The following is a 25,530-nucleotide window of genomic DNA, read 5'->3' on the forward strand; positions in this document are numbered from 1 at the left end:
CGATAGCTTGAGTGTAATCTTCAGAAAGTTGGCTCTGCTGGCCATTTTTTTATTCGCCAGTGCCTGTAGCACGACCAAAAATTTACCCGGACAGACCGAAGTGCTGCCGCAACAACAGCGCCAACAGCAATTGGCCGCGCTGCATAACTTTACTGTGCAAGCTGCCGTTGGTATTAAATCACCGGCCGAATCGGTGAGCGGTAATTTACGCTGGCAACAACAGGATGCCAGCGCCTATCAGGCGCGGCTGGCTAATATGCTTGGCATCAGTTTATTCGAATTAACCGCCAACGCAGAACTTACCGAGCTGTTAGTGCGTGGTGAACGCTACCAGGCAGCCGACGCCAGTAACTTACTGTGGCAACTGGCGGGCTGGTCGATTCCGCTGCATGATATGGCACTGTGGTTACGCGGCTTACCCGGCGATTCAGCCACTGAGCTGCAGTATGATACGGCTGGCCGGCTGGTAAGTTTTAACCTGACCGACAGCACAGGTATTCGCTGGCAGTTGACCTATCGCAGCTTTTTCGACGATGCATTATCGTTACCAAAACAACTACAACTGCAAAGCGCTGATACGCAAGTCAGGTTAGTGATCCGGAGCTGGCAGTTATGACCCTGACCTTACCCGCGGTAGCGAAGCTGAATTTATTTTTGCATATCACCGGCAAGCGGCCTGATGGCTACCATAATCTGCAAACGCTGTTTCAAATGCTCGATACCGGCGATGTGCTGCACTTTACCCCGAACGAGAGTGGTGAAATCAACCTGAGCTGTGATATCGCCGAGCTGGCCGGGCAGGATAATCTGATTTACCGCGCAGCCATGTTATTAAAATCTTTGGCCAGTGCCAACGCCGGTTGTCAGATCCGGCTGGAAAAACACCTGCCGATGGGTGGCGGCCTGGGCGGTGGTTCGTCGGATGCAGCCACCACCTTACATGCACTTAACCTGTTATGGCAGCTGCAATTAACTACCGCAGAACTGGCGGCACTAGGCCTGAAACTGGGTGCAGACGTGCCGGTTTTTGTGCACGGCCAAACCGCCTTTGCCGAAGGGGTTGGTGAGCACTTACAGCCGGTTTCACTGCCGGAAAAGACTTATTTGGTCGTGACACCCGCTTGTCATATCAGTACGGCAGCAATATTCCAACACCCTGATTTAAAAAGAGATACACCTAAGATCAGCATGACAGAGCTACTTAGCAGCCCATGGCAGAATGACTGCCAGCCGCTGGTCGAACGGCTGTATCCGATTGTTGCAATAACCTTACAGTGGTTGCTAGAATATGCGCCGTGTCGAATGACGGGTACTGGCGCCAGTGTGTTCGCCGAATTTCCGGACGCGGCCAGTGCTCAGCATGCCCTAGCGAACCTGCCGGCAAACTGTCGGGGCTTTATCGCCAGAGGGGTTAATAGGTCGCCATTACTGGCGGCATTAACTGATACCGATTACAGCAACTTGAGCCGCCATTCAGTTTAGCCGTTGCCGGAGTATTTTTTCCGGCAGCAACTATACTCAACAGCGGCTTTTATGATTAAACCGGACTCACAACTGCCCTGAGGATCCTACCGTGCCCGACATGAAGGTTTTCGCTGGTAACGCCATACCAGATCTTGCCAACAAAATCGCCAGCCGTCTTTACATCAAACTGGGAGATGCCGCTGTCGGTCGCTTCAGTGATGGCGAAGTCAGTGTGCAAATCAACGAAAATGTACGCGGTTCAGACGTCTTTATTATCCAGTCTACCTGTGCCCCTACTAACGACAATCTGATGGAGCTGATTGTCATTGTTGACGCCTTACGTCGCGCGTCAGCCGGCCGGATCACAGCAGTGATTCCTTACTTCGGTTATGCCCGTCAGGATCGCCGGGTACGTTCTGCCCGGGTGCCGATTACTGCCAAAGTAGTGGCGGACTTTTTATCCAGCGTTGGCGTGGACCGGGTATTAACCGTCGACCTGCATGCCGAGCAAATTCAGGGGTTCTTTGATGTACCGGTAGATAACGTCTTTGCAACGCCGGTGCTGCTGGATGATATGCGTAAGAAAACACTGGAAGCCCCAGTGGTCGTATCGCCGGATATTGGCGGTGTAGTGCGTGCCCGTGCGGTAGCTAAACTGCTGAATGACGCCGACTTAGCGATTATCGATAAGCGCCGGCCAAAGGCCAACGTCTCTCAGGTAATGCATATTATCGGTGATGTAAAAGACCGCGACTGTATTATTGTTGACGATATGATTGATACCGGCGGCACCCTGTGTAAGGCGGCGGAAGCACTGAAAGAACAAGGCGCCAAGCGGGTATTTGCTTACGCTACCCACGCGGTCTTCTCTGGCCGGGCGCCGGAAATTATCAGTGACTCCGTCATTGATGAACTGATCGTCACCGATACGATTCCACTGTCTGCGGCAATGCGTGCCATTCCGAAAGTACGGCAGCTGACATTAAGTGATCTGATCGCAGAATGTATCCGTCGGATCAGTAACGAAGAATCCATTTCGGCAATGTTTGATTAAGCCGCGAGCTCAAGTCAGAAAAGGCAGGTTATCCTTAATGCCGGTCAGTTAAGCTGACCGGCATTTTTCTTTCTAACAGGGTATTTCTGCTTACTCGACTTTATACACCGTGGGTAACATCGCTCTCGTCGTCCAGGTAGTAAGAAGTAAGACGCCATTTCGGTAATATTCATCACTACCCGTGGGACTCTTCCTGGCGCAACATAGGGTAATGTCGCTAACTGGAATACGATGTAACTTGCTGATTCTTTGAAGCTCAGCTGACTTGGCGTGATATCTTTTCCTAACGAGGCAGCCATAAGTACCATCTGATACCGGATCAAGTTATAGGCCAGCAATACTCCCCACAGCTCTTGTTTCACCATATCTGGTTTTCTTGAGCGCAGTGTGTAGGTATTCTGCAACATTGACTGCTTTATTTCCCTGAAGCCCAGTTCGATTTCCCAGCGGGTCGAGTATAAATCAACAATGTCAGCGGCAGGAAAACGCATCGGGTCTACCAAAGAGCAGAGTATTTTGACTTCTTTGTCTTTAATGGTTTTAGTCAGCAATCTCGCTTCAATCGTATGCGGTAAGTCTGCGAATTTCTTGCGTGATTGGGGCGTCGTTGTCAGTCGTACCAGTTGATCCTGTTTGCCCAATGACCGAATGACTTCATACTGTGTATGCTTCTTCAATGGCAGTAACCAATGGCGTTGTTCACCTGTGCTTTGCCACTTATAAAGCAAACCCAGTGAGTAAAACCCCTTATCGAATATTGTCAGAGAGTTATCACTGGTATGAGGGATTAGGTCCTCAGCTAAAATCATCTCATTAGTATCAACACTGTCAAACCGGCTGGCGGTGAGCAAATGGCTCGTTAACTCCATCTGACATACCATTCGAATTTGTGGGTAGCAGGCTTCTCCCGTGTGCGACTTCGTTCTGGCGAATGCGGCACTATTCTCGGGTGTATCTTCGGTGCGAAACACGACACCATCCACACCTAATAGCGTTAATCCGCACCAATTGGGATGGTCAGCTTGCTGATTCCAATGTCCAGCGGTGAGATTAAATATATGCTCTATCGCTTCGTAGCCTAAACGCTGCCTGGCCTGTACGACGGCACTTGGCGCAACATAAGGTACTTTGCCTGGCAACAAGATATCCATCTGAGATACAAGCTGTTTTATAGACATATTACGAAACAGGGCCATACCCAGTACTGCCCATACCATTTGCTCCATGGGAAGACGGCGAGTTCTGATCGTGGATACACCGGCAATGCTAAGCCCTGTTTCAATAAGTCCAGGGTCTAAAACATCTGACAAACTATCAAAGTCAACGGTATGACTATTTACTAAAACGGTTTCCAGCGCTTGGCTAATATGCATAAAAAAAGCCTACAGAGTTCATTCTGTAGGCCTTTATATACCAACTACTGGATCGGTCAACCGATCTGAAAAGCTATTAACTGATCGGCATTAAGGTTATCCTGCCTTTTTTATTGGCAACAGCTTTTATTTGCAGCAACCAGACGCTGGTGGTAAGATGTCGCGCCTTTTAAAGGGGCAACAGGTTATGGCTGGTCGCAAGCCATAACAAATTCTAATTTTTGGAGTACATCATGTCTGATGCAATTTTTACCTTGAATGCAGAAGTCCGCAGTGACTTGGGGAAAGGTGCGAGCCGCCGCCTGCGTCACGCTGACAAAGTGCCAGCGATCATCTACGGTGGTCACCAGCCAGCACTGTCTATCACCTTAGATCACTCTAAGTTGTTAAAAGCACAAAGCTTCGAAGCTTTCTACTCACACATTCTGACTATCAATGTTGGCGGTGAAGAAGTTAAAGCTATCGTTAAAGCAATGCAACGTCACCCGTTCAAGCCAAAAGTACTGCACGTTGACTTCCAACGCGTAGAAGCTGGCCACGAGCTGCACACTACTGTTCCGGTTCACTTCCTGAACGAAGATGCTGCTGGTAAGAAAGGCGGTGTAGTAGTACACGGTCTGAACGAAGTTGAAATCACCTGTTTACCACAGGATCTGCCAGAGTTTATCGAAGTTGACCTGGCCGATGTCGCTGTAGGTGTTACTCTGCACCTGTCTGATATCAAAGCACCAAAAGGCGTTAAGTTTGTTCAGTTAACCAAAGGCGAAGGTCATGACCTGCCAGTAGTTTCTGTAAACAAACCAGCTGGTAAAGCTGAAGAAGAAACTGCCGCTGAGTAATGTCTGACTCTGTTCAGCCTGCTGTGCAGTTAATCGTGGGCCTGGGTAATCCAGGCCCCGAATATCAATACACCCGGCACAATGCCGGCGTCTGGTTTGTGGAACAACTCGCCCGCACCTACAACTGTAACCTGAAACCCGAAGCCAAATTTTTTGGCATGACTGGCAAATTTATGTTAGCCGGGCAGGAATACAAGCTGTTAGTGCCAACCACCTATATGAATTTAAGCGGCAAAGCCGTATTGGCCATGGCACAGTTTTATAAACTGGCACCAGAGCAAATTCTGGTGGTGCATGATGAACTGGCGTTACCGCCGGGCAGTGCCAAGTTTAAATTCGCTGGTGGTCATGCCGGCCATAATGGTCTGCGCGATATCACCAGCAAACTGGGCAATAATCCGAATTTCTATCGTTTGCGCTTAGGCATCGGCCACCCGGGCCACAAAGATCAGGTCACTGGCTTTGTACTGGGTAAGGCATCTGCCAGCGAACAAAAACTGATCGACCAGAGCATAGAGGAAGCTGTCGCCTGCTTTGCTATACTGGCACGCGACGGTCTGGTAAAAGCCCAGAGCCGTTTACACAGCTTTCAGGCCAGCTAAGCTGGCCCCACCGCAGATTAAAGGATACATTCATGGGTTTTAAATGTGGCATCGTAGGTTTACCTAACGTTGGTAAATCAACTTTATTCAACGCCTTAACTAAGGCTGGTATCGAAGCAGCTAACTTCCCGTTCTGTACCATTGAGCCAAACACCGGCGTGGTCCCGGTACCGGATCTGCGGTTGGATAAACTGGCGCAAATCGTTAACCCACAGCGCGTGATCCCCACCACCATGGAATTCGTTGATATCGCCGGCCTGGTGAAAGGCGCGTCTAAAGGCGAAGGTTTAGGCAATAAATTTCTGGCCAATATCCGCGAAACCGATGCTATCGGCCATGTGGTACGCTGCTTTGACGATGAAAATATTATCCACGTTGCCGGCAAAATTGACCCGGCTGACGATATCGATACCATTAATATGGAACTGGTGCTGTCGGATATGGACAGTGCCGAACGAGCCATTTTACGGGTACAGAAAAAAGCCAAAGGCGGCGATAAAGACGCCAAAGCCGAACTGGCAGTGCTGGAAAAAGTAAAAGCTCACCTGGAAAACGGTTTAACGCTGCGTCAGCTGGAGCTGGATAAAGAAGAAAAGGCACTGATTGCCTATATGAACTTCTTAACCATTAAGCCAACCATGTATATCGCCAACGTACTGGAAGATGGTTTTGACAATAACCCGCATCTGGATGTAGTGCGCGGCATCGCTGCCAAAGAAGGCGCCATCGTAGTACCGGTTTGCGCCGCTATCGAATCAGAAATCGCCGAGCTGGACGATGAAGAAAAAGCCGAGTTTATGGCCGATATGGGTCTGGAAGAGCCAGGCCTGAACCGCGTGATCCGCGGTGGTTACTCACTGTTAAACCTGCATACCTACTTTACGGCCGGTGTGAAAGAAGTACGGGCCTGGACTGTTGCTGTCGGTGCCACAGCACCTCAAGCTGCAGGCGTGATTCACACTGACTTTGAAAAAGGCTTTATCCGTGCAGAAGTGGTGTCTTACGATGACTTCGTGCAGTACAACGGTGAAGCCGGTGCCAAAGAAGCTGGGAAATGGCGTCTGGAAGGTAAAGATTACATCGTTAAAGATGGCGATGTGATGCATTTCCGCTTTAACGTCTAAGCGCTTTTTCGTTACCAAAGTACAGATTAAGAGCCGGGTTTACCCGGCTTTTTGCTATCTTTTGCTAGGCTTTTCACGCTATTCCAGCCCTACTGCATAGAAATTCGGCAAACAAGCAGGCAGAACCGGAATATGCGAAAAAAACGGTTGACGCTATTTCTTCAGATCAGCATAATACGCGCCACTTGCTTAGGACAAGTTTACGTGGCTACATAGCTCAGCTGGTTAGAGCACAGCACTCATAATGCTGGGGTCGCAGGTTCGATTCCCGCTGTAGCCACCACTTTACTTTTCTCATGCATGCGGAAGTGGCGAAATTGGTAGACGCACTGGATTTAGGTTCCAGCGCCGCGAGGCGTAAGAGTTCGAGTCTCTTCTTCCGCACCATCCTAAACAAGTAGCTGTAGTTTCTGCAGGGGCGTAGCCAAGCGGTAAGGCAGCGGGTTTTGATCCCGCCATGCGTTGGTTCGAATCCAGCCGCCCCTGCCATTAACTCAGAATTCCCAGTAGGGGCGTAGCCAAGCGGTAAGGCAGCGGGTTTTGATCCCGCCATGCGTTGGTTCGAATCCAGCCGCCCCTGCCATTATTTAGAGAACCCGACCATGTGTCGGGTTTTCGCTTTTTGGTGTTTAAGCAACTCTCGTTTGGTTTCGATCTATCCTGACGCCTCACCGATATTTGTTAAGCCCTTAGCTGCGGTAGAATTTTCGTAACAGCAGCAGGGATGCTGCGGAGGCTGACAGGGCACAGGGATGATGAGATGGACACCTCAAGTGAAATCGGCGTCACAATGCGCCATTATTGATGTGTTAACCGTCAATAAGTTTACATGAGGTGTCCAACATGAAAGTTACACTAATTGGAATCGATTTAGCAAAAAGTATTTTTCAGCTCTGTGGCGTCAATCAGGCAGGTAAAGCCGTTTTTAATCGTACTATTAAACGTAAGGATTTGCTGGCATTGTTAGCTGATTACCCAGATGCAACCATTGCAATGGAAGCCTGCTCTGGTTCAAATTACTGGGGGCGCACTTTAGAAGCGCTTGGCTTTAAGGTGTTACTTATCCCGCCTATTCATGTAAAGCCTTTTGTCAAAGGCAACAAAAATGACCGTAATGATGCTTTCGCGATTACTGAAGCGGCAAGGCGCCCCAATATGCACTTCGTCAGACCCCGTAGTCTTGAGCAAACCGATATGATGATAGTGCATAAACTCCGGAAACGTCGGGTGGATGCTCGCACGGCTTTGATAAATCAACTGCGCGGCTTGTTAAATGAATATGGCATTATCTTCGCAACCGGCAGAACGTCGTTAAAAAATGCGTTGTCTGATTTATTGGAAGATGCAGAAAATGGCCTTACTAGCGCAGCACGAGCACTTATCGGTGATATCCAACAAGAATGGGCATCACTAGATGCGGTTATTGACCGGTTAGATAAACATATTAAAACTCAGGCCCAAACCAACCCCAATGCCAAGAGATTGATGACCATTCGTGGTGTAGGTGAAAAGACGGCTACGACAGCTCTCGCATTTGCGGGTGATGGTAAAGCTTACAAAAATGGTCGGCACTTTTCGGCTAATCTTGGATTAGTCCCTAAAGAGCATTCCAGCGGAGGGAAGCAAAAACTGGCAGGCATAACCAAACGTGGTAATGCCTATTTACGCAATATGCTGATTCAAGGAGCCTGGAGCGTTCTGCGTAATGCCGACAACAATAACGATAGGCTATCTAGCTGGGCGAGAAAAGTGACTGAACGTCGCGGTAAGCACAAAGCAGTTGTTGCTATAGCCAACAAGCTCGCTCGAATTATCTGGTCCGTGCTTTATCACCAGCAAGAGTATCAACCAGGCTAAAACAAACGAGTTCACACCACCAGGCAAGTAATAAAAATGAATTAACAGGTTAATCCGGCCTTTGAAAACGCTGATGATCACGCAGGAGTCTAAACTCCGTAGGGACGATAAGCAGCAGAGGCGCGGTTCTCATTTGGGCCAGAAGAGTTAAAGATATCTTCAATAAAAAGGCCGGATATACGTAGGTAGCTTAATCCGTTAATACATTAAAATTTCATGCCAAACGGTGGACTTTTTTGAGGTGTACATATATGTGATCCTTGAAGCCGGTGGAGAAAATTACTACCCAGCTGAGGGCGCTGCAATGGTCTGGACGCTTCAGAGTCGGGATATGTGCATCCGGCGGCAAGCACACCGTACAACTTTGACGGGACACGCTGTGAATACATCCCTGTACGCTTGCATTTTTCATCCCTGAAAAATACATTCCCTTACAAAGTGCACGGAATGCTTACCACCTCGTTCACTATCGTGTTACCAAGAGTTCTTTCAGACAGTATTCATTACATTCACCGAGCTTCGGTCGGAAATCGTGAATGCAGAAGCCCCTGCCGAACGAGGCGGTAAATGCATAGTACACTTTGACCGGGGACGTCTTTCGCATGGATGCGAAAGAGGAGCCCCCAGGGATGGGTTCACGGCGTGCCCCGGCAAAGTTGTACGGCGCGTTTAGCCGCCGGATGCTCCGCTCCAGACTTTGTAGCTCTGAGAGCGCAGCTATATAGATTAAGATAACTAAATGATTCAGAACACCGAATTCCCCACGGCATACTTAGTTAACAACTGCTTCGCCATCCCTGCCTTGGCCGCTAACCTAAGCCCCTGCTGTCGCAACAACGACAGCGGCGCCGACTCCCGGCTAAAGGTCTGATAAATCACATCCATCGCCCCCATCATCAGCGTATTCTGCATACGCCGCTGCCGCTGATACTGCTGTAAACTATCCGCATCCGTGAGGGACTTGCCAGCGCTTAAATTCGCCGCCAGCTGTTCAACCAATAACATCGCATCAGCAAAGCCCAAGTTCACCCCCTGCCCGGCCAGCGGATTAATGGTATGCGCCGCATCGCCGGCTAATACCACCCGGCCCTTAACGTATTGCTGTGCCTGCATCCGCGCCAGCGGAAACCAGGCTGAGCTTTTTAGCTTAATCGCACCCAGCTCTGGCGGAAACGCCGCAATAAAGGCCTGCTCTAAAGCTTTGGCGCTTAACGCCGCCAATTGCTTCACTTTGGCAGCTTCGTCATACCAGACTAAGGACGCCTGCGCGCCAGGTAAGGGTAAAAAGGCGCGCGGGCCGCTGGGATAAAACTGCTGCCAGGTAATATCCTGCTGTGGATAAGGTGTATCGACATAGGCCACCAGACAAGCTTGCTGATATTGCCAGCCGGCAGTACCGATACGAGCCAGCTGCCGCACTTTAGACTGCGCCCCATCAGCACCAATTAATAACTGGCACTGCAGCTCACGACCATCGCTCAGCGTTAGCTCCACGCCCTGCTCGTCTTGCTGTAGCGCAGTAATTTCACAGTCAGTCAGTACCGTGATTGGCTCAGCAAATTGCTGCCACAGCGCCAACTGTACCAGATTGTTTTCGACAATATGGCCAAGGTGACGCTCGCCAATCTCACTGGCAGCAAAGCGCAGCTGCGCACTGCCCTCGCCTGCCTGTAAATATTGATACGGACACAGCCGCATTTGCTGCAGGTTTTGCCAGGCGCCGAGAGCTGTCAGCCAACGTTCGGAGCGCAGATTTAACGACGACACCCGCAAATCAATCGCACTTTGCGCTTCGAACGGCGCTGGCGCCTGGCGCTCCAGCACGGTAATCGACAAGCCTAAGCGACTGAGTGCAACCGCCAGGGCGGCACCGACCATACCGCCGCCGCTGATCACCACATCGCTGGTTATTAGGTTTTGCATCTTTTTGTCCTGCTTTTACCGCACCGCGGCAAGTAATTCCGGTAAAATTTTGCTAAGGTTAACAACAATTTTGTAGCGTGCAAAACAGCCAGATCAAATAAGCCGAAAAAAGATTGACGGCTGACTGAAAATGCGGCATTTTGCGCGCCCTGTTGCCCGGCTACGCCGCGGCAGCAAAGCGATAGCCGACATGCTGGCAAAGCTGATGTCGGCTATATACGCCGGTACCCTGTAGACCGGACTTATCACTGCTGACTTGGAGAGATCTGATGCGTAATGTAACGGTTGCTGCTACCCAGATGATTGGTGGCTGGAATGTCGAAGAAAATATCGCCCGCGCGGAAAAGCTGGTGCGCCAGGCGGCGGCTCAGGGCGCACAAATCATTCTGTTACAGGAACTGTTCGAACGTAACTATTTCTGCCAAAAGCAAAAACCTGAGTATTTAGGTTTTGCCGTGCCGGTAGAAGACAACCCGGCGGTAAAACACTTTGCCAAGATTGCCAAAGAGCTGGCAGTGGTGCTGCCGATCAGCATTTATGAGCGTGCCGGCAACTGCCTGTATAACACTGTGGTGATGCTGGATGCCGATGGCAGCAATATGGGCATTTACCGCAAGAGCCATATTCCGGATGGCCCGGGTTACAGCGAAAAATACTACTTCACCCCGGGCGATACCGGTTTTAAAGTCTGGAATACCCGTTATGCCAAAGTGGGCGTCGGTATTTGCTGGGATCAGTGGTTCCCGGAGTGTGCCCGTAGCATGGCACTGCTGGGCGCTGAGCTGATTTTCTACCCCACTGCCATTGGCAGTGAGCCGCATGATGCCACTATTAATTCCCGTGACCACTGGCAGCGCACGCAGCAGGGTCATGCGGCGGCAAACTTAACGCCGGTGATCGTATCTAACCGCATTGGTACTGAAACCGAGGGCGATTTCTCCATTACCTTCTATGGCAGCTCCTTTATTGCTGACCACAGCGGTGCCAAGGTACAGGAAGCGAACGAAACAGACGAAGCCGTACTGGTCCATACCTTTGATTTAGATGAAGTGGCCGCCATTCGTCGCGCCTGGGGCGTGTTCCGTGACCGTCGCATCGATATCTACGATACGCTGCTGACCAAAGACGGCAAAATCAACCCGGAGAACAGCAAGTGAGCCAAACGCTAACCTCTACCCCGAAACAAGACGGTTTTAGCATGCCGCCCGAGTGGGCGCCGCATAAGCAAACCTGGATGATTTGGCCGGAGCGCACTGACAGCTGGCGTTTAGGTGCCAAACCGGCACAAGCGGCCTTTGTTACCGTCATTAAAGCCATTGCCGGCTTTGAACCGGTATCGGTTGGCGTATCGGCGGCACAATATGCTAATGCCTACGCCCAGCTAAGCCAGGCCAATACCAAGTTCCCAATCCGTGTTGTCGAAATTTCCAATAATGACGCCTGGTGCCGTGATACCGGCCCGACCTTTGTTACCAATGGTAAAGGAGAAGTCCGTGGCGTGGACTGGACCTTTAACGCCTGGGGTGGCCTGAATGGCGGCCTGTATTTCCCCTGGGATCGCGATGATCAGGTTGCCAGTAAAATTCTTGGCATTGAGCAGCTGCCGCGCTACCGCACCGAGGGCTTTGTGCTGGAAGGTGGCGCTATTCATGTCGATGGTGAAGGCACCCTGCTGACCACAGCCGAATGCTTGCTCAATGCCAACCGCAACCCGCATTTAAGCCGCGAACAGATTGAAGCCATGCTGCGCGAGCATCTGGCGATTGAAAAAGTGCTGTGGCTGGAAGACGGCATCTTTAATGATGAAACTGACGGTCATGTCGATAATATGGCCTGCTTTGTCAAACCCGGTGAAGTGTTGTTAGCCTGGACTGACGATAAGAACGATCCGCAGTATGCCCGCAGCAAGGCGGCGCTGGACTATTTAGAAACCAGCACCGATGCGAAAGGCCGCAAAATTAAGGTGCATAAGCTGCCGGTACCGGCGCCGATTATCGCCAAAGCCGAAGAATATGCGTCTGTCGATCAGTCAATGGCCGCCATCCCTCGCGAAGCCAATGCCCGTCTGGCCGGCTCTTACATTAATTTCTATTTATGTAATGGCGGCTTAATTCTGCCCACCTTTGATGATCCGAACGATCAGGTCGCGGCAGAGATCCTGCAGCAGCTGTTCCCGGCGCATCAGGTAGTGACGGTACCAGGCCGGGAAATCCTGCTTGGCGGCGGTAATATTCACTGTATCACCCAGCAGCAACCTGCTGGCTAATCGCGAGCGTAACGACCATGGCCAAAGCCTGCGCCTTACATATTCTGGTAAAAAGCCGCGAACAAGCGGAAAAGCTGAAAAAGCAGCTGGAGCAAGGCGCCGACTTTGGCAAACTGGCAAAACAACACTCATTGTGTCCGTCCGGTAAAAAAGGCGGTGACCTCGGTGAGTTTCGTAAAGGCCAGATGGTCAAGCCTTTTGACGATGCGGTCTTTAAAGGGCCGCTGTTAAGTGTGCAAGGGCCGGTTAAAACCCAGTTTGGCTTTCATCTAATCAAAACCCTCTATCGCAGTTAGCTCGCTATTTGCCGATTGCAATACTCTCTGCTAAGCTGAATCAGTCTGAAAAAAGTCTTTTAAAGGACTGCCAATGCAAACTGAGACCATCACCTACCTGAAAGAACATGCCAATACGCTGGAGCTACAGGAAGAGCTACTGATCACCAAAAACGGTAAGCCGGCTTTTGTGGTGCAATCCTATCAGGATTATCAATTCCAGCAGGATACCCTCGCCTTACTGAAATTATTAAAACTTTCCGAAAAGTCATTACAAGATAAGGCATTAACGCTGGAGCACGCCTTTGACTAGTGGCTACACGCTGGTCGCCTCGCCACTGTTTCGTTTATCGCGCCAAAGGTTGCAGGCATTTTTAACTGAAAAGTATTCCGCAGAACTGGCGAATCAAACGCTGGCAGGCATTAAAGAGCAAATCGCCACGACTTTACCCACACAGCCACTGATTGCGCCAATTAGCGAACGCTTGTTCAAGCTGGGCTTAACCGAGTACCGGCAATGGCAGTTGGATAAACATAATCTGCTATTTTATCGGGTAGATGCTAAGCAGCAACAGCTTGAGCTGCTACTGCTAATGGATAGCCGGCAAAATGTGCAAAAGCTTCTCTATGAATTAACCTTATTACTGTAAAGCTTGTTGTTGGCAATGGATGATCTGGTGGCAGATATTTTAAGTCTGATTGAATAAGCAGTAGCGGCCGCACCCGCTGCCGCCGCTGTTGTGAAACTGTTGTGTCGCGGTGTTGTTGTTAGGCCTTACCCAGTGCTTTAGCTCTGAGTTTGGCTTTAAGTTTGCCGGCAGATTGCTTTTTCGCCGGACCATCATGCCGAGCACCTGGCCGCTGTCCGGGTTTACGCGCCAGCTGTTCTTCTGGTGGCTGAAAACTGGGGTCGTGCTCATAACCCGGTACGATCTGGGTTGGCAGCACCTGCTGGGTTAGTTTTTCAATATCCTGCAAAGCGCCGAGTTCATCCGGCCCCACCAGCGTGACCGCTACGCCACTTAAACCAGCGCGCCCGGTGCGGCCAATCCGATGGACATAATCCTCGGCAACCTGTGGCAGATCGTAGTTCACCACATAGGGTAACTCACTGATATCCAAACCACGGGCAGCGATATCGGTCGCCACTAAAATCCGTACCTTACCCTGTTTGAATTCATCCAGTGCACGTTGCCTTGCCCCCTGCGCCTTATCGCCATGGATCGCAGCTGTGGTCAGGCCGTCTTTTTGCAGTTGTTTCGCCAGCCGGTCGGCACCGTGTTTGGTGCGGACAAAGATCAGCACCTGCGGCCAGTTTTGCATGCCAATCATATGCGAAATCAGTTCGCGCTTGCGATGACGATCGACCAGATAAACTTGTTGGGTGACGCGGTCTGCAGTTGCGTTAGCGGTGGCCACCTCTATTAATACCGGCTTATTTAACAGCTCATCGGCCAGAATTTTAATCTCTTTGGAATAGGTCGCCGAAAACAGCAGGGTCTGCCGCTGTGCCGGCAACTTGGCCATAATGCGTTTAATATCAACAATAAACCCCATATCCAGCATGCGGTCTGCTTCATCCAGCACCAGCACTTCCAGCTGACTTAAATCAATGGTCTGTTGATGTAGATGATCAATTAAACGCCCCGGCGTGGCGACCAGAATATCCAGCCCTTGCTCCGCCTCGTCATATTGCGGCCGGATTGACACCCCGCCATAAAATACGGCACACCGCACTGACAAATAGCGGCTATAGGTTTGCACACTTTCAAATACCTGTTGCGCCAGCTCGCGGGTGGGCGTTAATACCAATACTCTAACTTGGGCTGGTTGTAAGACTTTCGGCGCATTGAGCAGTTGTTGCAGTAATGGTAAGGTGAAAGCCGCCGTTTTGCCGGTACCGGTTTGGGCGCCAGCCAGCACATCTTTGCCACTCAGGATCGGCGGGATAGCTTGCTGCTGCACTGGCGTAGCAGCCTGATAGCCCTGCTCAGCTAAAACACGTAGAATAGGCTCTGCCAGAGCCAGGGTTTGAAATTGCATGCGATGTTCCGAACTAGTTTTTCGTCAAGCTGTGTCAGCCGGCTATTATAGCAGGGCGACGGCGCCGGAGATATGATGCCGTGTCCGACTGGTATCTTTATCTGATCCGTACCGCACAAGGGCAACTCTATACCGGCATTAGTACCGATCCGGTGCGGCGCCTGCGCCAACATCGGGGCGAATTAGCCGGTGGCGCTAAGTCGCTGCGCGGTAAGGGCCCGCTGACCCTGGTTTATCAACAGCCTCACCCCTGTCGCGCCAGCGCCAGTAAAGCTGAGTATCAGGTTAAGCAACTCAGTAAAGCCGCTAAGGAACAGTTAATTTCGCGCTCTGCCCCTTTAACCAACAGCGAGTAGAAGATGGAAAATTTTTACCTGGTATTGGCCTATTTGCTTATTGGCATGCTGTTACGCCGTTTACCCGCCATGCCGGACAACAGTGGTTTAGTGCTGAATATCTATGTGCTCTATGTGGCATTACCGGCGCTGATCCTGAAAAATATCAAGTTGCTGGAGTTCTCCTTTGCCCTGTTGATCCCGGCTGTCACCCCCTGGTTGCTGCTGTTGGTGGTGGTGGCCACAGTATTGCTACTCAGCCGGTTATTTGGCTGGTCCCGCGAAGTCACCGGGGCTTTGCTGGTGATCCTGCCGCTGGGCAATACCTCTTTTCTTGGCTTTCCGATGACCGAAGCGCTGTTTGGTCAAACCGCCATGCCTTATGCCGTGGTGTATGACCAGATTGGTTCCTTTATTGCGCTGGCAACCTATGTCACTATCGTGGCGGCGATCTATAGCCCAACAATGACTAAGCCAACCCCCAAGGCGATTTTGCTGAAGATTATTGGTTTTCCGTCTTTTATTGCGTTGATCGTTGGCTTGCTGATCCGGGATTTTAGTCTGCCGCCACTGGCAGTATCACTGGTGGATAATCTGGCTGCGACCCTGGTGCCGGTGGTGATGATTGCGGTTGGCTTTCAGCTCAGTTTCCGCTTTAGTAAAGCTGAAGTGTCACCTTTGATTAGCGCACTCTGCATCAAACTGGCTTTGATGCCAATCAGTGCCTGGCTAATTTGGCGAGCTTTGGGGCAGGAAGGTTTGGCGGTACAAATCAGTATCTTTCAGGCGGCGATGCCGCCAATGATTTCGGCTGGCGCTATCGCCATTATGGCAGGTCTGGCGCCACGCTTAGTCAGTGGCGTCATTGGTTTTGGTATTCTGGCTGGCTTAGTGACCCTGCCGGTGGTGTATTGGTTGCTTAGTTAGCGTACGGCCGCTAACGGCTGCTTATCAGGCGTCCAGCGGCTTTTGCTGTTCCAGCTTTTTGATATGTTCGGTCAGGCCAAGCGCCTTTTCTACATCCAACATAATGGCAATGCCGGTATCCAGCTTTTCGTCCAGGCCGCCGACGCGTACCAGTTCGCCGCTATGCGTTATCGGGCGTTTAATCGCTTTCCAGCCGGGTATCCAGTTGTACTGTGGTAATGCGGTTACCGACAATTTCATCCACAGTTAATTTTATCGCGCCGATAATCACCTCAGCTCCAGCCACAACCTCAGTGCTCAGTTTTTCCCGGCAATACTCATCCAATGTTAGCTCAGCATCCTGCCCGGTAAAATCCAGGTTATAACACCAAGCCAGATCACTAAACCGACTCGCCCCTTTTAACCTTAGCGTAGTGGGTAATTCAGGGTTAATAAAACCTGGCTCAGAAAAAATTTGCTCCAGCATCGGTTTATAATCTTTTTTCAGCACCACAAACAGATGATCACCAGCCTCTAGCACCGTTGAACCTCGCGGCGGAATAATTTGCTCCTGCCGGGTAATCATGGCAACCACCACCCCCTCAGGTAAGGCCATCCGGGACAAGCGGCGATTGATCGCTCTCGATCCTGCTGCCAGGGTGTACTCGACAATTTCGGCGTCAACATCCCCTAAGGCGGTAATTTCCAGTGTTGCCGCTGGCTTGGCTGTTACCGGTTCAATCAAATCCAACTTTTTAGCAACCCAAGCCAGAGTGGAGCCTTGTAAGGTTGCGGAAATTAACACCACAAAAAACACCGCGTTGAAAATAAGTTCCGCACCCGGCAAGCCATACATTAGTGGAAAAATCGCCAGGATAATCGGTACTGAGCCACGCAGCCCAACCCAGGACACCAGAGTCATCTGCCGTAGTGAAAAGCCAAACCATTTCAGCACCGGCAATACCGCCAATGGTCGGGCCACGAAGATTAATACAGCGGCGATCAGTAACCCTTGCCACCAAACTTCCAGCAGTGAGCTGGGGTTAATCAGTAACCCTAACATCACGAACATCATAATCTGGCTTAGCCAGGCCAAACCATCATGGAACAGAAAGGTCGTTTTCTGAAACGCAAATTTGTTATTTCCAATCATCACACCACAGATAAAGATGGCCAGGAAGCCACTGCCACCGAGATTAGCCGCCAGACCAAAGGATAGTAAACCGGCAGCCGCTACCAACACCGGATATAAGCCGGTTGCCTGCAGTTGGATCCGGTGCAGCAGTTGCAGCGTCAGATAACCAATCAATAAGCCGACTAAGGCGCCGCCACCCATCTGTAAAAAGAACAGCTGCAATACGCCAACACCGGGTTTTAAGCCATTTACCAGCACTTCCAGCAATGTGACTGTTAGGAAAATTGCCATCGGGTCGTTCGAGGCACTCTCAATTTCCAGAGTCGACTTCAAGCGTTCGTTCAGATTAATACCGGCATTACGTAACAGTGAGAATACCGCTGCGGCATCAGTTGAACCGACGATAGCGCCGATCAGCAAACCTTCCATTAAGCTGATTGACAGAATATAACTGGCCGCGACGCCGGTGAGCAGCGCTGTCACCATAACCCCCAAGGTTGCCAGAATCGACGCGGGTTTCCACACCTTTTTCACCGCACTGAGGGGAGTTTGTAAACCACCGTCGAACAGAATAAAAGCCAGTGCTATGGTACCGACCGCATGCGCGAACTGCGGGTTGTTAAAGGCTAAACGACCAAACCCTTCCTCTCCGGCTAACATCCCGACTAATAAAAACAGCACCAGCATCGGTAAACCCAACCGGGCTGACAGCTTACTGGACAGAATACCCAGTAGAATCAGCACAGAGGCAACGAGAATAAGCTGGTCAATCAAAAACATAGTCGGTCCTTTTACGGTAAAGCCTGATAAATAAGGGTTAATATGGAGCCATAACGTCCGGTTTCAAAGCTATCTCCGCTAAAACGGTAGCTGTCACCCTCGGCAACGATTGGGCTGTGCTTTTTATTGGTAAGTAGTACCACCAATAATTGCTGTTCCGGATCGATCACTGTCGCAGTGCCGGTCCAACCGGTATGACCATAGGCACTGTCACTGGCATAGGCACCAAAGTGCCAGTTTAAGTCGCCCTGCACTGCGGTGCGCCAGCCCAGTCCAAAGCGATGGTCATAGGGTGACGGCGCCACAAACTGTGCCAGGGTTGCCGGTGTAAAAAACTGCTGCCAGCCATAACCACCACCTTGTAAACTTAACGCCATCAACACGGCCAGCTCTTCAGCGGTGCTAAACAAACCGGCATGGCCTGCCACGCCCTGAAACGAATAAAAGGCTTTTTCGTCATGCACCTCGCCGACAATCACGCCGCTACGATTGGCCGGAAAACTAACCCGGCCGCCACGGCTGTTACCATCGAGCTCTGTTGCGGCAATCTGCTCGCGGCTAAAGCCATGTTGCAGCGGATTAAACAGGGTGTGGGATAACCCCAGCGGTAAATAAAACTGCTGACGCAGATACTGATCCAGTGACAGGCCACTGAGTCGCTCAATTAGCATCCCCAGCAGCATATAGTCGACATCACTGTAGACTACGGCCGTGCCACGCTCAGTCGCAAACGGGACCTGAGTCAGAATAAGCTGCTCGGTATCGGCTTTATTTAACGAATAGAACTGCGGGCCATGCCGGTTATCCGGGCGGAAAAAATGCACCTCGGGCGCATAGCCGGCAGTGTGGTACAGCAGGTCACTGACCGTGCGCTGCTCGCGGCCATCGCCCTGATACTCAGGCAGATAGTGCTGTACCGGCTTAGTCACATCCAGCTTACCCTCACTGACTAAGCGCATCAGCGCATAGTTAGTGGCATACATTTTACTGTTAGAGGCGATATCAAACAGCGTATCGGTTTGCATCAGCCGCGGCTGGCTCAGCAGGGTTCCGTCCGCCTGGTAACGCTCGGCATAGCCATAGGCACTGTGTTTAATAATGACGCCGTCTTTTACCACCACTAGCACGGCACCGGGAAAGCCTTGCCTGATCTCCTGCTCTATTAACTGGTCAACGGCACTAAAGGCGGTGGCATAAGAGGTCAGATCGCTGCGTAATGTCGGATAAGGGATGCTAATTTGTACCTGTGCATTGGCCGGCTTGATACTGACCAACTCCAGCCGGTTCTCGCCATTACGGGTTAGCTTCGAAATATCAATCCGTTGCTGTTGCGCTGTGGCTGTAAGCGTCAGCAGCTGTTGATTCAGCCTCAGTTGTAACTCCTGTGTCTGTTGCAGATCGATCAATAACTCGCCCTGACCGGCATAAGCCAGAAAACGCCGTTTATTATTTACCGCAACACGCTCACTGCGCTGCTCCGGCCAATGCAACACCAACTGGCCACGCTGCTCGGCCAGTACCAGTTGCTCAGCTGCGCTAACAGTGCGACTGGGAGCTTGCTGCGACAAACTACAAGCCACCAGACTAAGCAACAGGCAACCGCTAAATAATAAACGTCCTAACATACAGTTCCACCGCTTCTTTTTTCGGACCTCGCCCAGTGCTGCCGCCAAAAATGACACAGCCGGCGTTAAACAACCGGCTGTGTTGAAAAGACTACGTTTGGCAGCAGGCATTCGCTGCCAGGCCGGTCATTACTGCAAGGTGACTTTGGCAAACTTACGTTTACCGACCTGATAAATTTGGCTGCTGCCTTTCGCGACATCCAGTTTGCTATCTTCAATCTTTTGCTCACCGTTTAATTTCACCGCGCCTTGCTTAATCATCCGGATTGCTTCTGAAGTGCTGTCAACCAAACCCGCTTCTTTTAGTAAGTTAGCAATCGGCATTGCCTGTCCCTCACAGCTTAGCAGCACTTCCGGAATATCATCTGGTAAAGCATTTTTGCTAAAACGCTGAGTAAAATCCTGATGCGCCGCTTCAGCAGCTGTCTCATCATGGAAACGGGCAATAATCTCTTTTGCCAGTAAAATCTTCACATCGCGCGGGTTGGCACCGGCTAACACATCCTGCTTTAACTGCTGGATTTCCGCTAACGGCCGGAAGCTTAACAAATCGTAGTAGCGCCACATCAGATCGTCAGAAATCGACATGATTTTGCCAAACATCTCGCTCGGTGCATCAGTAATGCCGACATAGTTGCCCAGCGACTTGGACATCTTCTGCACGCCGTCCAGACCTTCCAGCAACGGCACCATCATCACGGTTTGCGGCCGCATACCTTCTTCTTTTTGCAGCTCACGGCCCATTAGCAGGTTAAAGCGCTGATCGGTACCGCCCATCTCGACATCGGCTTCTAATGCTACGGAGTCCCAGCCCTGTACCAGCGGATAGAGGAACTCGTGGATCGAGATCGACTGGTTGTTAGCAAAGCGCTTTTTAAAATCGTCGCGCTCCAGCATCCGCGCGACCGTCTGACGCGACGCCAGCTTAATCATGCCAGCTGCACCCAACTCGCCCATCCATTGCGAGTTAAAGGCTACCCGGGTTTTCGCCGGATCAAGAATTTTAAACACTTGTTCTTTGTAGGTTTCGGCGTTTGCCAGCACATCCTCGCGGCTTAGCGGCTTGCGGGTCACGTTTTTACCGCTTGGATCACCAATCATGCCGGTAAAGTCACCGATCAGGAAAATCACCTCATGGCCCAGCTGCTGGAAAGTCCGCAATTTATTAATCAGTACCGTATGGCCTAAATGCAAATCAGGAGCGGTGGGATCAAAGCCGGCCTTGATCTTTAGCGGCTTACCTTCTTTTAATTTGGCAATTAGCTCTTCTTCCAGCAGAATTTCTTCGCAACCGCGTTTCAGCTCTGCTAATGCCTGTGCCCAATCGGCCATTTTATACTCCTGCAATCTTGCTTTTTCGCTCATAGAACAGCCATTCTAGCTGATGTTCCGCCATGACGAAACGCAGAAAAGTCTGGTATCACCGAAAAAAAGGGTTTATGCTCGGTTTTTGTGCATTTTCAACTCGATGGTATTTCCCGATGCAACAACTGGTCTCGCAATTACCTTCCCGCCACCGTCTGTTGATTCTGTTGGTTTCCGTGCTGCTAGCCATTTTACTACTGATGCCGTCCGAACACGCCTCGGCATCGCGCAATACTGAGCGCCCGGCAGATGAGATTGCTACCGGATTAGACCTTGCCGCCATCGATAATCTTGTCAGTGACGAATTACGTGACGCTGTTGCCGCAGAACTGTCAAACACCGCAACGGATAGCGACCTAACCAATACAACAGCCGATATGCCAGAACCCACATCACAACAACCAGGCGCTGAACCGGGGTTAAACTGGGTAACCGTCTCTGTGCAATCCGGCGATATTTTATCGGGTCTGTTCCGCAAGGCCGGAGTAAGCCAGCAAACCATGCAACAGATCCTGGATCTGGGCCGGCCAACCCGCACCCTAACCCGGTTATTTCCTGGCGAGCAAATTGAGTTTGGTCTGGATCAGCAAGGCGAGCTGCAGCAATTACGCTATGCCATTAACCGCCTGGAAACCTTGGAAGTCTCACGTCAGAGCGATGGCGGTTTTAGTGCCGCTACCAGTAAAAAAACGGTTGAGTTGCAGCAACAATTCGCCGCCGGTGAAATCCGCAGTAGTTTCTGGCATGCCGGTCTGGCTGCCGGCTTAACGGAGAGCCAGATCATGCAACTGGCCGGTGTCTTTGGCTGGGATATCGATTTTGCGCTGGATTTACGCGCCGGTGATAGCTTCGCCGTATTATTTAATGCCGAATATCTGGAAGGCGAGCCATTGGGTAACGGTACTATTCTGGCGGCAGAATTTACCAATCAGGGCGAGGTATATCAAGCCATCCTGCACTCTGACGGCAACTACTATAAACCGAATGGTCAGAGCATGCGTCAGGCTTTTTTGCGCGCCCCGGTAAGTTTTCAGTACGTCAGTTCTAATTTTAATCCAAGGCGCCTGCACCCGGTATTAGGTACAGTGCGGGCCCATAATGGCACTGACTATGTGGCACCTGTTGGTACCCCTATTATGGCAGCCGGTGATGGTCGGGTAACACATTCCGCTTTTAATAATCTGAATGGTCATTATGTCTTTATTCAGCATGCGAATAATGTCACTACCAAGTACCTGCATTTATCCCGCCGCGACGTTAAAGTCGGGCAAAGGGTAAAGCAAGGCCAAACTATAGGCCGGTTGGGAGCTACGGGCCGGGTTACCGGTGCCCATTTGCATTATGAATTTATCGTGGCTGGCGTACATCGTAATCCACGTACCGTGAAACTGCCGCAGGCAACACCACTAACCGGCCAGCAAAAACAGCAGTTTAGTGTCACTGCCAGCACCCTACTCAGAGAATTACAGCAACAACAGCAGCAGTATCTGGCGGCCCGCCAAAACCCAACTGATTCTGAACAGGCGGCGCCCTGAGCTAAGTGAGTTTATTCTGAGCTAACCCCTGCAAAAACGCCCACCTAAGTGGGCGTTTTTGCTAAGCTTAGAATTTCTCTAACCAACCAGAGCCAGCAAAATCCCTGCTGCGACTGCCGAGCCTATGACCCCTGCGACATTTGGCCCCATCGCATGCATCAACAGGAAGTTATGTGGGTCAGCTTCCAGGCCCAATTTATTCGATACCCTGGCCGCCATCGGCACCGCCGACACACCGGCCGAACCGATTAGTGGGTTAATCGGTTGCTTCGAAACCTTATTCATCAGCTTAGCCATTAACACACCGGCGGCAGTACCAATGGCAAAGGCGACCATGCCCAACAGCAGAATTCCTAAGGTTTGGGTGGTGAGAAACTTATCCGCACTCAACCGCGAACCCACTGCTAAGCCGAGGAAAATAGTGACGATATTAATCAGCTCGTTCTGGGCCGTTTTACTCAGGCGGTCAACAACCCCGCACTCTTTCATCAGATTACCTAAACAGAACATTCCGATCAGTGGTGCTGCTGTTGGTAACAGTAAGATGGTTAGCAGCAGTAGCAATAACGGAAACACAATTTTCTCACGCTTACTGACCACCCTAAGCTGTGTCATCTGAATTTTGCGTTCTGCTTCGGTAGTCAGGGCCCGCATAATCGGCGGTTGGATCAAGGGCACCAAAGCCATATAGGAGTATGCCGCCACGGCTATCGCACCGAGCAGATCCGGCGCTAACCGCGATGCCAGGAAAATGGCAGTCGGACCATCAGCACCACCGATAATCGCAATGGCAGACGCCTCTTTGAGCGTAAAACTTAAGCCTGGCACCCAATTCAACGCGATAGCGCCAAATAAGGTCGCAAAGATCCCGAACTGGGCAGCCGCACCCAAGAACATGGTCCTTGGGTTGGCGATTAGCGCGCCAAAATCGGTCATCGCGCCCACGCCAAGGAAGATCAGTAATGGAAAAAGTCCGGAGGTAATCCCCATTTCATAAAACAAATACAGAATACCACCCGGCTCCCCCATCCCTGCTAGTGGGATATTAGTCAGGATGGCGCCAAAACCAATCGGCACCAGTAGCAAGGGTTCAAAACCTCTGGCAATCGCCAGATACAGCAAAACGACCCCAACCAACATCATCACGATCTGACCAGGCGTGAAGTTGACTAGACCGGTCGAGGCAATCAGCGTTTGTAATGCTTCCATTTCTAATCCTTAACGACGACCGGGTTTATTCAAAGCTGATTAACACGTCGCCATTGGCAACGGCATCGCCGGCGGCAACGTGAATTTTTGCCACAACACCATCGGCCACGGCACGCACCTCGGTTTCCATCTTCATCGCTTCCATAATGATCACCACGTCACCGCGCTTAACACTGGCACCGGCCTTAGTGACGACTTTCCAGATATTGCCGGCCAGCGGTGAATTTAACGTGGTGCTACCGGTAACAGAGGCACTGCCCGGGATATTTTCTGACACCACAGGCTTAACGCTGCTGAGCTCACCACTGGGTGCGACTTCAACTTCATAAACCTTCCCATCAACCCGTACGCTATAACTGGCAGGGCCAGCAGTGTTTATCGGCTTAGACTGACTGGATGACGTTGTTTTTACCGGTTCATCGACCAAATCTGGCGCCGGCTCGAAGGCGGCAGGGTTATTGCGGTTTTTCAGGAATTTTAAACCAACTTGCGGGAACAGCGCATAGGTCAGCACATCATCGACCAGCTCTGACGCTAAATCGATGTTTTCAGTTTTCGCCAGCTCGGATAATTCTGTAGTGAGCTTTTCAAGTTCAGGCGTCAGCACATCGGCTGGCCGACAGGTAAGCGCTTTGCCGCCGGCCAGCACTTTTTGTTGCAGCTCAGTATTAACCGGTGCAGGTGTAGCACCATACTCGCCTTTTAACACGCCTGCGGTTTCTTTGGTGATACTCTTATAGCGTTCACCGGTTAACACATTAAGTACCGCCTGAGTGCCGACAATTTGTGAAGTTGGCGTCACCAGTGGGATATAGCCCAGATCTTCACGCACACGGGGAATTTCTTTTAATACCTCGTCCAGTTTTTCCAGTGCGCCCTGCTCTTTTAGCTGGCTTTCCATATTGGTCAGCATACCACCGGGCACCTGTGCTAACAAAATACGGGCATCAATACCTTTTAACGAACCTTCAAACTTGGCGTACTTCTTCCGGACGTCGCGGAAATAGGCAGCAATTTCTGCCAGCAATTCCATATTCAGGCCGGTATCACGTTCGGTGTTTTCGGTAATAGCTACCAAGGTTTCGGTTGCACTATGGCCATAGGTCATACTCATCGAGGAAATGGCAGTATCTAACATATCGATACCGGCATCCACCGCTTTCTGATAAGTCGCAGTACTCAAACCGGTGGTGGCATGGCATTGCATCGCCAATGGGATCTTCACCGACTCCTTAATGCGGGTAACCAGCTCTTCGCAATCATAAGGCTTCAGCAAGCCGGCCATATCTTTAATACAAATTGAGTCGCAGCCCATATCTTCCAGCTGTCGTGCCATATCCACCCAGCTATCTATGGTATGTACCGGGCTAACGGTGTAAGAAATCGTGCCCTGGGCATGCGCCCCCACTTTAATCGCGGCCTGAACTGCCGTTTGCAGGTTGCGGATATCGTTCATTGCATCGAAAATCCGGAACACATCGACGCCGTTTTCATGCGCGCGCTCAACAAATCGGGTCACCACATCATCGGCGTAGTGGCGGTAACCGAGTAAATTCTGACCACGCAGCAACATTTGCTGCTTGGTATTTGGCATCGCTTTCTTTAATTCCCGGATCCGATGCCAGGGGTCTTCGCCCAGATAACGGATACAGGCGTCAAAGGTCGCACCACCCCAGGATTCGACCGACCAGTAACCTACCTGGTCTAATTTACTGGCGATCGGTAACATGTCCTCTAACCGCAGTCGGGTCGCCAGTAATGATTGATGCGCATCACGCAGCACCAGTTCGGTTAATAACAAAGGCTTAGACATGCCAGTA

General features: G+C 50.9%; 24 protein-coding genes and 4 tRNA genes. 19 read left to right on the forward strand and 9 right to left on the reverse strand.

All coding sequences use genetic code 11. From position 1 onward, the window contains the following. Nucleotides 1–7 precede the first annotated feature (7 nt). The 3 genes from lolB (at nucleotide 8) to AGRI_RS07240 (ending at nucleotide 2,518) form a co-directional block, all read left to right on the forward strand. Nucleotides 8–616: a lipoprotein insertase outer membrane protein LolB gene (lolB, locus tag AGRI_RS07230; protein ID WP_008984320.1), complete on the forward strand. Its 609-nt coding sequence runs from the start codon at nucleotides 8–10 to the stop codon at nucleotides 614–616. After that, nucleotides 613–1,482, forward strand: a complete 870-nt coding sequence (gene ispE / locus AGRI_RS07235) for a 4-(cytidine 5'-diphospho)-2-C-methyl-D-erythritol kinase (RefSeq protein WP_008984321.1) — start codon at nucleotides 613–615, stop codon at nucleotides 1,480–1,482. The genes lolB and ispE overlap by 4 nt, the downstream gene beginning before the upstream one ends. A gap of 91 nt (nucleotides 1,483–1,573) precedes the next feature. After that, a complete protein-coding gene (locus AGRI_RS07240; RefSeq protein WP_008984322.1) occupies nucleotides 1,574–2,518 on the forward strand; it encodes a ribose-phosphate pyrophosphokinase in 945 nt (314 codons plus the stop codon). Nucleotides 2,519–2,562: 44 nt separating this feature from the next. Here AGRI_RS07240 and AGRI_RS07245 read toward each other — a convergent pair whose 3' ends face one another. Continuing rightward, nucleotides 2,563–3,891, reverse strand: coding sequence for an IS4 family transposase (locus tag AGRI_RS07245; RefSeq protein ID WP_008983000.1), 1,329 nt, complete (start codon nucleotides 3,889–3,891; stop codon nucleotides 2,563–2,565). Nucleotides 3,892–4,124: 233 nt separating this feature from the next. Here AGRI_RS07245 and AGRI_RS07250 point away from each other — a divergent pair, with 233 nt between their 5' ends. The 8 genes from AGRI_RS07250 to AGRI_RS07285 all read left to right on the forward strand — a co-directional run bounded on the left by AGRI_RS07250 (nucleotide 4,125) and on the right by AGRI_RS07285 (nucleotide 8,313). Further along, nucleotides 4,125–4,730, forward strand: coding sequence for a 50S ribosomal protein L25/general stress protein Ctc (locus AGRI_RS07250; RefSeq protein ID WP_008984323.1), 606 nt, complete (start codon nucleotides 4,125–4,127; stop codon nucleotides 4,728–4,730). Beyond that, on the forward strand, nucleotides 4,730–5,332 hold the full coding sequence (pth, locus tag AGRI_RS07255) for an aminoacyl-tRNA hydrolase (protein WP_008984324.1): 603 nt from the start codon (nucleotides 4,730–4,732) through the stop codon (nucleotides 5,330–5,332). The genes AGRI_RS07250 and pth overlap by 1 nt, the downstream gene beginning before the upstream one ends. 32 nt (nucleotides 5,333–5,364) lie before the next feature. After that, a complete protein-coding gene (ychF, locus tag AGRI_RS07260; RefSeq protein WP_008607321.1) occupies nucleotides 5,365–6,456 on the forward strand; it encodes a redox-regulated ATPase YchF in 1,092 nt (363 codons plus the stop codon). A 206-nt stretch (nucleotides 6,457–6,662) separates the two neighbouring features. Continuing rightward, a tRNA-Met gene (locus AGRI_RS07265) sits at nucleotides 6,663–6,739 on the forward strand. A 19-nt stretch (nucleotides 6,740–6,758) separates the two neighbouring features. Then, nucleotides 6,759–6,843 (forward strand) — tRNA-Leu (locus AGRI_RS07270). A gap of 27 nt (nucleotides 6,844–6,870) precedes the next feature. After that, nucleotides 6,871–6,945, forward strand: a tRNA-Gln gene (locus AGRI_RS07275). A gap of 19 nt (nucleotides 6,946–6,964) precedes the next feature. Then, nucleotides 6,965–7,039 (forward strand) — tRNA-Gln (locus AGRI_RS07280). 260 nt (nucleotides 7,040–7,299) lie between these two features. Further along, the gene (locus AGRI_RS07285) at nucleotides 7,300–8,313 is read left to right on the forward strand and encodes an IS110 family RNA-guided transposase (protein WP_008984200.1); all 1,014 of its coding nucleotides are present in this window, start codon (nucleotides 7,300–7,302) and stop codon (nucleotides 8,311–8,313) included. 744 nt (nucleotides 8,314–9,057) lie between these two features. Here AGRI_RS07285 and AGRI_RS07290 read toward each other — a convergent pair. Then, the gene (locus AGRI_RS07290; RefSeq protein WP_008984325.1) at nucleotides 9,058–10,236 is read right to left on the reverse strand and encodes an FAD-dependent oxidoreductase; all 1,179 of its coding nucleotides are present in this window, start codon (nucleotides 10,234–10,236) and stop codon (nucleotides 9,058–9,060) included. Between the two features lie 269 nt (nucleotides 10,237–10,505). Between AGRI_RS07290 and aguB the strand changes: the two genes are divergently transcribed. The 5 genes from aguB to AGRI_RS07315 all read left to right on the forward strand — a co-directional run bounded on the left by aguB (nucleotide 10,506) and on the right by AGRI_RS07315 (nucleotide 13,427). Next, the gene (gene aguB, locus AGRI_RS07295) at nucleotides 10,506–11,393 is read left to right on the forward strand and encodes an N-carbamoylputrescine amidase (protein ID WP_008984326.1); all 888 of its coding nucleotides are present in this window, start codon (nucleotides 10,506–10,508) and stop codon (nucleotides 11,391–11,393) included. Beyond that, a complete protein-coding gene (aguA, locus tag AGRI_RS07300; protein ID WP_008984327.1) occupies nucleotides 11,390–12,502 on the forward strand; it encodes an agmatine deiminase in 1,113 nt (370 codons plus the stop codon). The genes aguB and aguA overlap by 4 nt, the downstream gene beginning before the upstream one ends. A 17-nt stretch (nucleotides 12,503–12,519) precedes the next feature. Continuing rightward, a complete protein-coding gene (ppiC, locus tag AGRI_RS07305; RefSeq protein WP_008607313.1) occupies nucleotides 12,520–12,798 on the forward strand; it encodes a peptidylprolyl isomerase PpiC in 279 nt (92 codons plus the stop codon). Between the two features lie 73 nt (nucleotides 12,799–12,871). Further along, on the forward strand, nucleotides 12,872–13,090 hold the full coding sequence (locus tag AGRI_RS07310; protein ID WP_008984328.1) for a type II toxin-antitoxin system prevent-host-death family antitoxin: 219 nt from the start codon (nucleotides 12,872–12,874) through the stop codon (nucleotides 13,088–13,090). After that, nucleotides 13,083–13,427 (forward strand): hypothetical protein, encoded by a 345-nt coding sequence (locus tag AGRI_RS07315; RefSeq protein ID WP_008984329.1) that lies wholly within the window; start codon nucleotides 13,083–13,085, stop codon nucleotides 13,425–13,427. Before AGRI_RS07310 ends, AGRI_RS07315 begins: the two co-directional genes overlap by 8 nt. Nucleotides 13,428–13,545: 118 nt before the next feature. On the opposite strand, the gene AGRI_RS07320 is transcribed toward AGRI_RS07315, so the two are convergent. Beyond that, nucleotides 13,546–14,820 (reverse strand): DEAD/DEAH box helicase, encoded by a 1,275-nt coding sequence (locus AGRI_RS07320; protein WP_008984330.1) that lies wholly within the window; start codon nucleotides 14,818–14,820, stop codon nucleotides 13,546–13,548. An 80-nt stretch (nucleotides 14,821–14,900) separates the two neighbouring features. On the opposite strand from AGRI_RS07320, the gene AGRI_RS07325 reads away from it, so the two are divergent. Next, on the forward strand, nucleotides 14,901–15,176 hold the full coding sequence (locus AGRI_RS07325; protein WP_008984331.1) for a GIY-YIG nuclease family protein: 276 nt from the start codon (nucleotides 14,901–14,903) through the stop codon (nucleotides 15,174–15,176). Between the two features lie 3 nt (nucleotides 15,177–15,179). Continuing rightward, entirely contained in the window at nucleotides 15,180–16,082 is a 903-nt protein-coding gene (locus AGRI_RS07330) for an AEC family transporter (protein WP_008607307.1), read from the forward strand. Between the two features lie 24 nt (nucleotides 16,083–16,106). Here AGRI_RS07330 and AGRI_RS07335 read toward each other — a convergent pair whose 3' ends face one another. The 4 genes from AGRI_RS07335 to tyrS form a co-directional block, all read right to left on the reverse strand. Then, nucleotides 16,107–16,322 (reverse strand): hypothetical protein, encoded by a 216-nt coding sequence (locus AGRI_RS07335; protein ID WP_008984332.1) that lies wholly within the window; start codon nucleotides 16,320–16,322, stop codon nucleotides 16,107–16,109. Then, nucleotides 16,261–17,976 carry a potassium/proton antiporter gene (locus tag AGRI_RS07340; protein ID WP_008984333.1) on the reverse strand — a complete coding sequence of 572 codons (1,716 nt, stop codon included), beginning with the start codon at nucleotides 17,974–17,976 and terminating at the stop codon, nucleotides 16,261–16,263. The genes AGRI_RS07335 and AGRI_RS07340 overlap by 62 nt, the downstream gene beginning before the upstream one ends. Before the next feature lie 11 nt (nucleotides 17,977–17,987). After that, entirely contained in the window at nucleotides 17,988–19,601 is a 1,614-nt protein-coding gene (gene pbp4b, locus AGRI_RS07345) for a penicillin binding protein PBP4B (protein WP_008984334.1), read from the reverse strand. Nucleotides 19,602–19,730: 129 nt separating this feature from the next. Further along, complete coding sequence (gene tyrS, locus AGRI_RS07350) at nucleotides 19,731–20,933, reverse strand: tyrosine--tRNA ligase (RefSeq protein ID WP_008984335.1); 1,203 nt, start codon at nucleotides 20,931–20,933, stop codon at nucleotides 19,731–19,733. A gap of 149 nt (nucleotides 20,934–21,082) precedes the next feature. On the opposite strand from tyrS, the gene AGRI_RS07355 reads away from it, so the two are divergent. Continuing rightward, nucleotides 21,083–22,501: a peptidoglycan DD-metalloendopeptidase family protein gene (locus AGRI_RS07355; protein WP_008984336.1), complete on the forward strand. Its 1,419-nt coding sequence runs from the start codon at nucleotides 21,083–21,085 to the stop codon at nucleotides 22,499–22,501. Nucleotides 22,502–22,579: 78 nt separating this feature from the next. Here the strand turns inward: AGRI_RS07355 and AGRI_RS07360 are convergent, their stop codons facing one another. Beyond that, nucleotides 22,580–23,710, reverse strand: a complete 1,131-nt coding sequence (locus AGRI_RS07360) for a sodium ion-translocating decarboxylase subunit beta (protein ID WP_008984337.1) — start codon at nucleotides 23,708–23,710, stop codon at nucleotides 22,580–22,582. Between the two features lie 25 nt (nucleotides 23,711–23,735). Beyond that, a complete protein-coding gene (gene oadA, locus AGRI_RS07365) occupies nucleotides 23,736–25,523 on the reverse strand; it encodes a sodium-extruding oxaloacetate decarboxylase subunit alpha (RefSeq protein ID WP_008984338.1) in 1,788 nt (595 codons plus the stop codon). Between the last annotated feature and the right edge of the window lie 7 nt (nucleotides 25,524–25,530).

This window comes from Alishewanella agri BL06 (assembly GCF_000272005.1).
Lineage (GTDB): Bacteria > Pseudomonadota > Gammaproteobacteria > Enterobacterales > Alteromonadaceae > Alishewanella > Alishewanella agri.

Excerpts from the sequence above, each read along its gene's own strand:
- AGRI_RS07355 (WP_008984336.1), top strand. The coding sequence starts at position 21,083 with ATGCAACAACTGGTCTCGCAATTACCTTCCCGCCACCGTCTGTTGATT.
- pth (WP_008984324.1), top strand. The coding sequence starts at position 4,730 with ATGTCTGACTCTGTTCAGCCTGCTGTGCAGTTAATCGTGGGCCTGGGT.
- AGRI_RS07285 (WP_008984200.1), top strand. The coding sequence starts at position 7,300 with ATGAAAGTTACACTAATTGGAATCGATTTAGCAAAAAGTATTTTTCAG.
- AGRI_RS07335 (WP_008984332.1), bottom strand. The coding sequence starts at position 16,322 with ATGAAATTGTCGGTAACCGCATTACCACAGTACAACTGGATACCCGGC.
- oadA (WP_008984338.1), bottom strand. The coding sequence starts at position 25,523 with ATGTCTAAGCCTTTGTTATTAACCGAACTGGTGCTGCGTGATGCGCAT.
- ychF (WP_008607321.1), top strand. The coding sequence starts at position 5,365 with ATGGGTTTTAAATGTGGCATCGTAGGTTTACCTAACGTTGGTAAATCA.
- ispE (WP_008984321.1), top strand. The coding sequence starts at position 613 with ATGACCCTGACCTTACCCGCGGTAGCGAAGCTGAATTTATTTTTGCAT.
- AGRI_RS07330 (WP_008607307.1), top strand. The coding sequence starts at position 15,180 with ATGGAAAATTTTTACCTGGTATTGGCCTATTTGCTTATTGGCATGCTG.
- tyrS (WP_008984335.1), bottom strand. The coding sequence starts at position 20,933 with ATGGCCGATTGGGCACAGGCATTAGCAGAGCTGAAACGCGGTTGCGAA.
- AGRI_RS07360 (WP_008984337.1), bottom strand. The coding sequence starts at position 23,710 with ATGGAAGCATTACAAACGCTGATTGCCTCGACCGGTCTAGTCAACTTC.
- AGRI_RS07290 (WP_008984325.1), bottom strand. The coding sequence starts at position 10,236 with ATGCAAAACCTAATAACCAGCGATGTGGTGATCAGCGGCGGCGGTATG.
- AGRI_RS07250 (WP_008984323.1), top strand. The coding sequence starts at position 4,125 with ATGTCTGATGCAATTTTTACCTTGAATGCAGAAGTCCGCAGTGACTTG.
- AGRI_RS07340 (WP_008984333.1), bottom strand. The coding sequence starts at position 17,976 with ATGTTTTTGATTGACCAGCTTATTCTCGTTGCCTCTGTGCTGATTCTA.
- AGRI_RS07320 (WP_008984330.1), bottom strand. The coding sequence starts at position 14,820 with ATGCAATTTCAAACCCTGGCTCTGGCAGAGCCTATTCTACGTGTTTTA.
- aguB (WP_008984326.1), top strand. The coding sequence starts at position 10,506 with ATGCGTAATGTAACGGTTGCTGCTACCCAGATGATTGGTGGCTGGAAT.
- ppiC (WP_008607313.1), top strand. The coding sequence starts at position 12,520 with ATGGCCAAAGCCTGCGCCTTACATATTCTGGTAAAAAGCCGCGAACAA.
- AGRI_RS07310 (WP_008984328.1), top strand. The coding sequence starts at position 12,872 with ATGCAAACTGAGACCATCACCTACCTGAAAGAACATGCCAATACGCTG.
- AGRI_RS07245 (WP_008983000.1), bottom strand. The coding sequence starts at position 3,891 with ATGCATATTAGCCAAGCGCTGGAAACCGTTTTAGTAAATAGTCATACC.
- pbp4b (WP_008984334.1), bottom strand. The coding sequence starts at position 19,601 with ATGTTAGGACGTTTATTATTTAGCGGTTGCCTGTTGCTTAGTCTGGTG.